Origin of the sequence: Rhizobium sp. Root1203, from assembly GCF_001424945.1 — a bacterium.
Classification (GTDB): domain Bacteria; phylum Pseudomonadota; class Alphaproteobacteria; order Rhizobiales; family Rhizobiaceae; genus Rhizobium.
In genome coordinates this window covers 63,258-73,843 of sequence record NZ_LMCW01000019.1, presented here as the reverse complement: position 1 = coordinate 73,843, position 10,586 = coordinate 63,258, and the positions used below count along the sequence as shown (strand labels likewise).

Sequence of the window (10,586 nt, the reverse complement as noted above, 5' to 3'; positions counted from 1 at the left end):
CCATCTTCTGCCATGCAAATCTCCAGTTAGTCCTGGAAACCTTCTCGCACACGCAGCAAGCCTCAAAATATAGCCAATCCAATGGGGCGGAGACGGCGCTTACACTGGGACAAAGCTCTCGCTGAGACCGATGTAGTTTTTGCTCATCGGCCCGATGGTTGCGGCGTCGGTCGCATAGAATGCGATCCCTCTAAATCCTAAGAGCCCAGCAAGTGTTACAACGAATGATGGGACGCCCAAGGTCACCGTCCAGAACCCCTGCCAGAACCCGAGCAGCAAGCCAACACCCAAGGTAACGAGCAGCGTGGGCCCAACTCCGACCCCGAAGTACACTTGGAGTGACGCTGCTACTGTTCCGCAAAGATAGACAGCGCTGCCAATTGATAGATCGATCTCGCCCTTTATGATCAGGATTGAGACTGCCATCGCCATGATTGCGGTGATTGCACTTTGCCTCATAAGGAGAGTTAGATTGCGCGGAGTAAGGAAAAGGCCGTCCGTCGCCAGGTGGAAAGCGACCGCTATGACGACGAAGAAGACGACGATAGGAAGCCAGTTCGCTTCCCTGAGCATCGCGCGGTAATTGACCGACTGCCTGGGCCCCGCTCCGGCTGCGTTTATACGTTCCAAGTCTCTCTCACTTTGCGACAATTTATGAACGTGAAATTAAGCCGGTAGCTGCCGCCATCAGTTCATGTGTGTCGGTCGTTTTCTCGAACTCACCGGCAGTGCGACCTTTGTACATCACGAGTATCCGGTCGCTTTCGTTGATGATCTCTTCTACGTCGCTTGAGATCATCAAAATCGCCTTGCCGCTGTCCGCAAGGCGTCGAAGAATCCGGTAAATCTCGGCCCGCGCACCCACATCGACCCCGACAGTTGGCTCATCCACGATCAACAAGTCAGGTTCAGTAGCCAGCCAACGTGAAAGGACGATTTTTTGCTGGTTGCCGCCACTGAACAACTCGACATTGCGGCGGAGATCGAGAGGACGAAGGTCCAGGTCGTTGGCGAGTTTCATATTCCTGCGGAACTCTTCAGTTCGGCTGATGACACCGAACTTGCTTATGGCACCGACGCTTGCGGCTGATACATTCCTGAGTGCGCTCTGGCCCTCGAATATGCCGGACCATTTGCGATCCTCCGTCAGCATCGCACATCGCCGACGAAGGGCTTCACTTGGACTGGTGGGTCTTCCCTCTACGCCGTTGATAACGATACGGCCGGAGACCGGCCCTTTCCAAGATCCATAAATCGCCATGGCAAGTTCGGTCTGGCCTGCGCCGACGAGCCCAAACAGGCCGACTATCTCACCGGCGGCGACGGTCAATGACGCGTTGTCCACATTCAATTTTTCGCTTTTTGCGGCTTCTGCGACCGTCAAATTCTCTACTCGCAAGCGGCAGGTACCGTCGGTCTTCACGACCCGCGGAGCTCGTAGTTCGGGCTCTCTCCCGATCATGGCTTTGACTATCTCTGTGCGGTTGTTCTTAATTGTCTCCGTTTCGAATACGAGCTTACCGTTTCGCATCACGAGCGCACGGTCGCAGACCTGTTCAACTTCATCGAGCCTGTGAGTGATGAAGATGGTCGGCACCCCTGATTGCGTCACCTGTCGGATCTTGTTGTATAGGTGCTCGGCCTCGCCCGGTGTAAGGGCCGCGGTGGGCTCGTCCAGAATAAGCAGCCTCGGGGACGCCTTAGAGAGCGCAGACGCGATCATCAGCAACCTCTGTTCAGAAGCCGAAAGAGTTGCCATGGGCTTGGTCGGATCTGCATCGATCTGGAAGAACTGCAGGCACTTCATGGCGTGCCTGAGCATCTGCGCACGGTCTACGACGCCAAACCGGTTTGGCAACCTGCCCATCGCCGCATTTTCGGCGATCGATAGATTTCCCGCAACATGCAGTTCCTGCTGGACCAACACAATTCCGCGCTCTTCCGCCTCCCGAACGGTTTTCAGCCGAAGCTCCTTGCCGTCTAGAAATATTTGACCATCGAAGCTGCTGTGCGGATGGACGCCGGCAATCAACTTCATCAATGTTGATTTGCCTGCCCCATTTTCACCGAGCATCGCGATCGTCTCACCGGCTCTCACCGACAGCGACACGTCTACAACGACGCTGATCCCGAAGAACTGCTTCGTCACGTTTTGTGCCTGGAGCACGATCTCGGTCAAAAATTCCTCCGTCTGTAGTCATTTCCCATTACACCCAGCCGGTGCCAAGTTTTGCTCCAACGTTCATGGCGGCACTGCTCCGCGCGGGTGCGATGCCCAGACTTGGTGCGCGTTTTTTGCAGCAAGTCATCATGTGGTTGGGCGGAAGGTCAATAGATGGGCTCCGCGTGCTGCACCGCCGTCATTACATGATGTTATATGAAAAATTCCGGCCTTCGGTTCGGCGGCAATATTGTTTGACCCATCAAAACCCGGATGCAAGCATCACGATGTTCGCGGCGAAGAAGCGTCGAAAAAGAGCCTTCGCACATGATCGCGGCTACCTTGGTAGCGATGAACGTAAGTCAACTGGGAGGGATGAATGTCTGCGAAATGGAGCCGTATTCTAAGCGTTTCAATATCTTCTATTGCTTTGGCGTCAACAGTTCACCCGCTGGTCGCCTCGGCAAAGGACGCAGACGGCAAGCTTGTGATTGCTGTGTCGCTACAATCCGAGCAGGAGCCGATATGGCATCTTTGGGTGAACTCCATGACAGCGGAAGCCGAACGGCAGAACGCCAGGCTCATAGTGCAATACGCGAATAGAGATCCGGCAAAGCAGGCGGCACAGGTGGAGCAGTTGCTGGCGCAGAACCCGGACGCATTTATCTTCAATCCGGTAAACGGTGGAGCCGCCGGGCCAACCGTGGATTCAATCAAGGAAGAGAAGATACCGGTCGTGGGTTTTGATGACGTCGTCACCGGAAGTCTCACGGACTACCTCGTAACAAGAGACAACTATCAGGTCGGCGTCTTACAGGCTCAAGAGGCTCTTAAAGTCGCTCCGAAGGGTAATTTCGCATTTATAAAAGGCGATCCGACGTGGAGCGGCTGGCCGTTGATTGTCAAAGGCTACAAGGACACTCTTGCTGCCAACCCCGACGTCAAAACGGTCTTCGACCAAAATGCCAATTGGGACCCCTCGAAGGCACAGGCGCTTGCGGAAAACGCTCTTTCCGCCAACGGCGATAATTTGCAAGCAGTCGTTGTCATGAATGACGGGATGGCTACCGGTGTTGTCGCCGCTGTGAAATCCCGTAACCTCAGTGGCAAAGTCTTTGTTAGTGGTATGGATGCCGAGACCCAGGCACTCAAATCCATTCTTGATGGCGGTCAAACGATGAGTGTTTACACCGATATCGATGACTACGGGAGTTGGGCGGTCAAGGCGGCCGTTGCGCTCGCAAATGGCGAAACGCCTCCCAGCGACCGGATGACGTCGACGCCAGTGGGCGACGTCCCAACGCACCTCGTCAAAACGTTCGCTGTCACCAAAGAAAACCTCTGTGAGACTATCACGACGAAAATGATCGCAGGCTGGACTACCGTTCAAGAGGTTTTCGGAAAACCGGACGCTTGCAAGTAAGCGCAGCCGCTGTGCCGGACCGAAAAGGGCGGTCGTTTGTGCCGCCCTTTATCGCTCCTGCTTCCTTCCAAGCCCTTCGAATTGGAGGCATGCCCGCTGGAATTTCCCATCTCAATCTTTGCGATAACAGCAGGTTATATGTCTCAACATCTTTTGATGTTGGCCGCTCTGTATTCCCCTATATGTCGTTGGAGGCCGCCCATGAACACGAGGGAGTTGGTGCCCCCAGGGCGACGGCTTTGATATGAACCCTATTGTCCATCGCGACCGCTCCACGCGTAACGTCGCCAATCAGCCCGACAATCTTCGAACATTCGTGTCGGCAAAGCGAGGATTAAATGCGCTCCCCACCCCCGGGTACGGCTCCGAAAATCGATCTGGCCAAGAAGTATAAACCGCTTGCTCTGATGGCAGTTCGGGCGGCAACCGAAATACGTCCCCAAGATACCGCTTCCTCGCGTGGATCTGCATGCCGAACCAGTGACGGCGTCACAAAGACTTCGCAGGAACGAGTTCGTATCGACGATTGAAGCACGCGGCCATGCATCGATGGCTGAACCTAGAAGCAGCATACGGGAGACACCATGCAGGAAAATGTGACGGAGCGCTTGGCCACTTTCAGTGCCACGTTGAACTACGATGATTTGCCCACAACCGTCAGTCAGGAGATCAAGCGCCTGTTGCTAGACACTGTCGCATGCGGCCTGGGCGGATTCGACCTTGATAAAGGCCGACTGGCTTTGGACTATACGCGCGCGGTCGGGGGCACCCCCGAGGCGGCAATCTTCGGCACCTCGCTTAGAGTTCCGGCTGCAATGGCGGCGTTTGCCAACGGAGAGCTTATGAACGCGCTCGACTACTGCGCGCTTCAGCCACCTGCGCATGTAACGCCGTACGTTATCCCATCCGTAATGGCTCTCGCAGAAATCAGACACGTTTCAGGCAAAGAACTTGTTGCTTCGTTGACGATTGCGCATGAGATCAGCTGCCGTATCGCAGCGTCATTAGGTAATCTACGCGCTACGCCGGGCGGTTTTCCGCTTAGGAGCTTCGGCGTAGGTTGCACACAGTTTGGGGCTACGGCCGGTGCGGCACGAATTCTGGGGCTTGACGAGGACAAGATGGCCCACGCTTTCGGCCTAGCTGGCTACCACGCACCGATCGCTTCCCATGTGAAATACAACCACACGATTCATGTTGGGATGGCGAAGTACGGTCCTTCGGGTTGGACCGCACAAGCTGGTGTGGTGACCGCACTTCTGGCCGAAACCGGATATCGCGGCGATGTGACAGTGCTCGACGGCGACTTCGGCTTTTGGGCGATGAACGGGTCGCCGGCATGCGACTGGGACAAGCTGACGAGTAATTTGGGACAGAGCTGGGCGTTCGATGCCATCGGCTACAAATACTGGCCCTGCTGTGGATCGCATCAAGCGCCGCTGGACGCCTTTGTCGAAATCATCAACGCCAATGACATTCTGCCAGAAGAGATCACAAAGGTCGTCGTCAAAAGCGAAGGACTGGCGGGGCTGCCAAAGTATGTCAGCACCGACATCCAGGACCATGTCGAAGCGGCATCGAGCATGCCCTACAATATCGCGGTCGCGGCCCACCGAGTTCCCTGGGGGCCGAAATGGCAGTCGCGTGAGACCCTTGCCCGTCAGGATATCCGAGAGTTCATGGGTCTCGTCGAGCATGCTGTCTACGACCGATGCGAGATATTGCGCCATCAAGATCTCGTGGTCGACGGCAGAAGGAACCTAAAACATCGCCCTGCCCTTGTGCAGGTTCATGCTCGCTCGGCGGTGTTTGAACACAGCGTCGACTTCGCGAAATGGCTCACCAATGACGTTGTAGAGTCACGTGCCTCCGACGAGGAGTTGGCCACGAAGTTCCTTGCTTGTGCTGACGGGATTCTCCCTCGAGGCCAGGCGGAAGACGCGGCAGACTGCATTCTCAATCTGGAAAAGCTGTCGGACTCGGCGAAACTCGCCTCTCTCCTCACAGCAGCCTGAGGACCCATTCTGATATTATGTTGACGTGGAGCGGGGGCACGGATGAACCGGACCCCCGTCTTTTTAGGGCCACCGCTATTGAGCGGTCCACCCGCCATCTACTGCCAAGGCGTGACCGATCACGAACGTGGAGCCCGGACCGCAAAGCCACAACACGGCTTCCGCGATCTCCTCCGGCCGCCCCAAACGACCAATGGGCTGGCAGCTCAAGATACGGTCCATCGCACCCTCTTCAGTATCGATGATGTGTCTCACCAGTGGGGTGTCTATCGTGCCAGGGCAAACGGCGTTGATCCTTATCCCTTGTGCGGCATATTCGAGAGCCGCGGTTCTCGTCAGCCCGATGATGCCATGCTTGGAGGCATGATAGCTCGTTTGACCGGGGATACCGATCAATCCACACACGGACGAGCAATTTACGATAGCCCCCGCGCCAACCTTGCGCATGTGCTGAAGCTCGTACTTCATGCAATTCCACACGCCACGCAGGTTCACGGCGATGACCCGATCGAAGTGTTCGCCGACACCGTCGGCGGTCTCGGCAGGCGGAAACTGCAGTCCGGCGTTGTTGAATGCCGCGTCCAAACCGCCGAGGCGCTCGATAGTCCGCGCGACCGCTTCTTCAACTTGGCTTTCATCCGCAACGTCAAATGACAAGGGGAGCGCCGTACCTCCGTCCGTCCGGATTTTCTCTGCCGCACTCTCTATTGTGTCGGGGTTGATGTCGGCCAGCGCTACGCTAGCCCCGCCTTCGGCAAATGCGAGGGCAGTCGCAAGCCCGAGGCCTGATCCAGCACCCGTGACGAATGCGACTTTACCAGTGAAATCGTTCATCCAATTCATCCTATTCCAGGAGATGGGTCGTTGATTACGCTCGTTGAGATCGTCGGAAAACGCCTGATGATGTCGGCGTTCGATCAAACTTGGCGCGGCTCGACGTCCAGACGGACAACGATGCCTTCTAGTTCTGGGCTCGGGGCTGGGTAGCGCGCCATTACAAGCGGATCGTGCCCTGGAATGACTCTGTCCCAGGATCCTTCGCCGAGCTTAAAAAGTGTCCGGAAGCTCTCCATCATCTCGTCCGTTCGATAAACCGAGGGAAATGGGGCGCGCGTCTCCATATTGTAATAGAGGTGGGAGGCATCCGACGCGATGACCACCCATCCCCGCTTGGTCCACACGCGAACGGCCTGCTGACCAGCTGTATGACCGCTCACCCTGTGAAGGGTAATGCCGGATGTGATTTCCGATGTTTCGGAATGGAATTCGACGCGATCGCAATAGACACAACGCACCAAGTGCAGCACATCCTCTACCTCGTAGCCCCGGCGGAGGATCGGCGAGCACATGCATCGACCCGTCGCGTATGACATCTCAGCGTCTTGAACGTGAAAATTTGCTTTCGGATAAAGATGCAGCATCCCTGCGTGGTCGTAATGGATGTGGGTCAGGATGATATCCTCTAGCTTGCCCGGATCGAGATCAAGCAACCTGATCGCCTCCGCGGGGACGCGATGATAGCTTTCACCGCGCCTTTTGGCTGTTTCCGCGCCCATTCCCGTGTCAATCAGGAAAACACGGTCGGAACGCTTAGCGACCCAAATAAAATAATCGATCGGCGTGTGGTCTTCGTGGAGATCGCCTCCGATCGACGTCTGGGCGAACGTCATCATTGGTTTGCTCGCGTAGCGAATGGCAAAAAGTTCGAATGGCTCCATGTTCAATCCTCCCTAATACAAGTCTTGGGTCCGAACGTGCGGCATCACTGCTCAGCAGCCGGCACTCTCGACTTTGTCTAGCAAATATTCTCAACTTGATGGGGGGCGTCATGGCCGAAGAACGAGCTCCTATAGCCTCACATTATAGCCTGCTGGCGGCGACTCCACTCCAGATGCGGGAGCCATAGCGGAAACGCACCGACCCAGTCCCTGCAGCCTCCGCCAGTGGCGCAGCACTCTCGAAACCAGGTGAAGGCGTATGTTCAACGCAACTATCGTCCTCTATTCGGGAGCAAATGCAACCAGATCGGTTTTGGAGTCCGAAACGCAGTTTCCACAGAACAGACTCGCGGCGCTCATTAGGGTCCGATCGACGCAACATAGCTTAACGCAGTGCGCTCTATCAGCAGCCCCCGCTCTCGATGCTCAGCCATCGAATCAGTTTAGGCGAAATACCTCTGTCAAGAACTTCTTCACCGTGCCTTGTGCTGCCTCGGTCGCAGCTTTGTCGTAAACCACAGTCGAACCGAGTTCCACACAAGCATCATTGAAGGTGAAGGGCTTGCCAGTCTCGACATTGAGTATCTTGCCGTCTTCCTCGCGGCGCTGACAATTGCGAGAAGATTGTGCGCTTTGAGTAACGGAAACCAACCGCGCATCGGGGTTATCGAACCCGTGGTGCGCGCCGGGATACTCGGTCATGACCGCGTCCTTTCCGGCGGAGTTGAGACGCGTGATGTAATCAAGGCACGTCACAGCCAGGGTCGTGTCGTCCGCCGCACCGTGGAATTCGCGGACTGGTGCGTCGGCAATGTCGAGTTCATCGACAAAGTGAATGTTGCAGGCAGGATAGAACGAAAGATGTGCGGCAATGCGCGCCTTTGCTGACCCATGGAGAGCTTGGAAACGTCGCATGCTGGTATAGAGCGCTGCGGAGCCACCGCGCGAGAAGCCCATCACGGCGATGCGTGATGGATCGATCCGCGGGTGCGCCGCGAGCACGTCGACGGCGCGATAGGTATCGTAGAATTGTGCGAAAGAGCTCAGGCGCGATTGATCTGTCTCGACCTGATCTATCCCTCGACCGCCGAAACTATCAAGGCGGAACGTGGCGATGCCCATTCTGTTGAGAAATTCGCCCCATCGGACTGTTGGCGTGCTGTTGGCAGCACCATTGGAACCATGGAGCAGAATGACGGCCGGCAGATGCTCATTCCAACTGGGAAATCGGAGCTGGCCAGTCAGCATCACAGCAACCCCATTCGCCGTATTCCCATTCAAGAACTGCTCGTCCGTCAGGGTGAGCGACGGCACTGTCAATGTCTCGTCGGGGGGGAATTTCGGCCGGACTTCCCCGGAGTGTCCGTGGGCTGAGAACAGGGTAACGATGCACAAAGTGAGGACGGCTCCGATAAAGCGTGCCATGTCAAGCACCTCCGACTTGGCGCTCAACTTAGCACGTTGCGCCGCCACACCATATGACTCCCTCAACCTGAGTCGGATTGATGATGTCAGCCACCAGCAAGCCCGATGTCTGGTGGCATTTGCTGCCGAACTCCGCGATCTTCTAGGAAGCGAGGATCATGTCCGCCGCCTTCTCAGCCATCATGACGATGGTGGCGTTCACGTTGCCCACGGTGCAGTTCGGCATCACGGAGGCGTCGACAACCCGAAGCCCACTCACTCCCCGCACCCGGAGCTGCGGATCAACCACCGCGTCATCATTCGAACCCATCTTGCAAGTGCCAACCAGGTGCATCCCGGATCGCCCGAACTCGCGGGCGTAGTCCACGATCTCGTCGTCGGAGCGCGCGTCTGCACCGGGCTTAACCTCACCTACGCTCCATTGGGCCATTGCCTTGCTAGCAAATATCGCGCGGCTCTTTCGCACGCATTCGACGACGACCTGACGGTCGTACTCCGCGGAGAGAAAGTTGGTTTGGATGGACGGCTGCTCGGCCGGGTTCGTGCTCCGCACAGCGACCGACCCAGCACTCTGCGGGTGTGACGGCCAGAAGCCAATGGACATTCCAGGCTCGTTTTCAAGAATTCCCGGAACAGGACCATAACTTCCAGGGATGAACATCAGCTGGGCGTCAGGCGCGGCCAGCCCCGGACGACTACGGAAAAACGCGCCGGCGGACCCGGTTCCGAGGGTCAGCATACCCCCGCCAAATAGTGCGTATCTCAGCAGCTCTTTTCCGAGCCGCCATCCGCGCGAGCGCTCGTTCAAGGTAGCGATCCCGCGCGCCCGCTGTACGACCGTCATCAGGAAATGATCTCTGAGATTCGAGCCGACCGAACCGTTCGCGGCGATCGTCTCGACACCGATACTCTGGAGCAAAGCCGGATTACCAACCCCCGACATCTGCAACAGCTGGGGCGACTTGAAGACGCCCGCCGAGACGATGACTTCCTTGCGAGCAAATATGCGTCTAGGCTGGGTGTATCCAGGTCGAGAATACTCCACACCGACCGCGCGGGTGCCTTCGAACAGGATGCGGGAAACTGTCGCCTCGACCTTGACGTCAAGGTTCGGGCGCTTTTTCGCTGATCTGAGATAGGTCTGGGCCGGCTGGCTACGAAAGCGGCCTTTCCGGTTGTGCTGAAAGAAGGCCGCGCCTTCCCTTGTCTCGCCATTCATGTCGGCGTTGTAGGGCATGCCCACCTCCTGAGCGCCTTTCACAAAGGCGCGAGTCAGCGGGTGGACATCGGCAGCGTCAGAAACGGCATGATGACCCTCGAAGCCGCGTATAGCGGCGGACGAGCGCTCGCTTCCCTGGTAGCTCTCCGCTTTCCGGTAATAAGGCAGAACCTCGTCGTAGCTCCAACCTGAGCATCCCGACTGGGCCCATTGATCGAATTCCTCGCGCTGCCCCCTCACATGGAGCATGCCGTTGATTGAACTGGAGCCACCGAGGACCTTGCCCTGAGTGATCACGAGGCTGCGACCCTTGAGATTCGGATCAGGCTCGCTCGTGAAACGCCAGTTGTATCGGCTGTTGTTGTAAATGAAGATGAAGGCGGCGGGGATATGGATGAAAGGATGTGCATCACTCCTGCCCGCCTCCAACAACGTGACGCTATGCTTACCGTTCTCCGACAATCTGTTTGCAAGGACGCATCCGGCGGGCCCTGCTCCGACTATGCAATAATCTACCGTTTCCGTGGTTAGCGACGTTTTCTGGGTCATTGCTTCATTCTATCCGGGCAATTGTAGTCGATTGCGAAGCGCGCGGCGGTTCTGCTCGCTTCGCGGTTCTGCTATT

8 protein-coding genes are annotated in these 10,586 nt (G+C 56.8%); 2 read left to right on the top strand and 6 right to left on the bottom strand.

Annotated features, from left to right (window positions below):
* Nucleotides 1-99: 99 nt before the first annotated feature.
* Both ASC97_RS19575 and ASC97_RS19570 read right to left on the bottom strand, forming a co-directional pair.
* The gene (locus ASC97_RS19575) at nt 100-630 is read right to left on the bottom strand and encodes an ABC transporter permease subunit (protein ID WP_057470027.1); all 531 of its coding nucleotides are present in this window, start codon (nt 628-630) and stop codon (nt 100-102) included.
* A 22-nt stretch (nt 631-652) separates the two neighbouring features.
* Nucleotides 653-2,179: a sugar ABC transporter ATP-binding protein gene (locus ASC97_RS19570; RefSeq protein ID WP_057470026.1), complete on the bottom strand. Its 1,527-nt coding sequence runs from the start codon at nt 2,177-2,179 to the stop codon at nt 653-655.
* Nucleotides 2,180-2,540: 361 nt separating this feature from the next.
* On the opposite strand from ASC97_RS19570, the gene ASC97_RS19565 reads away from it, so the two are divergent.
* Entirely contained in the window at nt 2,541-3,584 is a 1,044-nt protein-coding gene (locus tag ASC97_RS19565) for a substrate-binding domain-containing protein (RefSeq protein ID WP_057470025.1), read from the top strand.
* Between the two features lie 584 nt (nt 3,585-4,168).
* Entirely contained in the window at nt 4,169-5,599 is a 1,431-nt protein-coding gene (locus tag ASC97_RS19560; RefSeq protein ID WP_057470024.1) for an MmgE/PrpD family protein, read from the top strand.
* A gap of 75 nt (nt 5,600-5,674) precedes the next feature.
* Here the strand turns inward: ASC97_RS19560 and ASC97_RS19555 are convergent, their stop codons facing one another.
* The 4 genes from ASC97_RS19555 to ASC97_RS19540 form a co-directional block, all read right to left on the bottom strand.
* Nucleotides 5,675-6,442: an SDR family NAD(P)-dependent oxidoreductase gene (locus ASC97_RS19555; protein WP_057470023.1), complete on the bottom strand. Its 768-nt coding sequence runs from the start codon at nt 6,440-6,442 to the stop codon at nt 5,675-5,677.
* A 74-nt stretch (nt 6,443-6,516) separates the two neighbouring features.
* Nucleotides 6,517-7,317 (bottom strand): N-acyl homoserine lactonase family protein, encoded by an 801-nt coding sequence (locus ASC97_RS19550; protein ID WP_200959507.1) that lies wholly within the window; start codon nt 7,315-7,317, stop codon nt 6,517-6,519.
* A gap of 438 nt (nt 7,318-7,755) precedes the next feature.
* Nucleotides 7,756-8,742, bottom strand: a complete 987-nt coding sequence (locus tag ASC97_RS19545) for a dienelactone hydrolase family protein (RefSeq protein ID WP_057470021.1) — start codon at nt 8,740-8,742, stop codon at nt 7,756-7,758.
* Nucleotides 8,743-8,884: 142 nt separating this feature from the next.
* Nucleotides 8,885-10,510, bottom strand: a complete 1,626-nt coding sequence (locus ASC97_RS19540) for a GMC family oxidoreductase (protein ID WP_057470020.1) — start codon at nt 10,508-10,510, stop codon at nt 8,885-8,887.
* Nucleotides 10,511-10,586 lie beyond the last annotated feature (76 nt).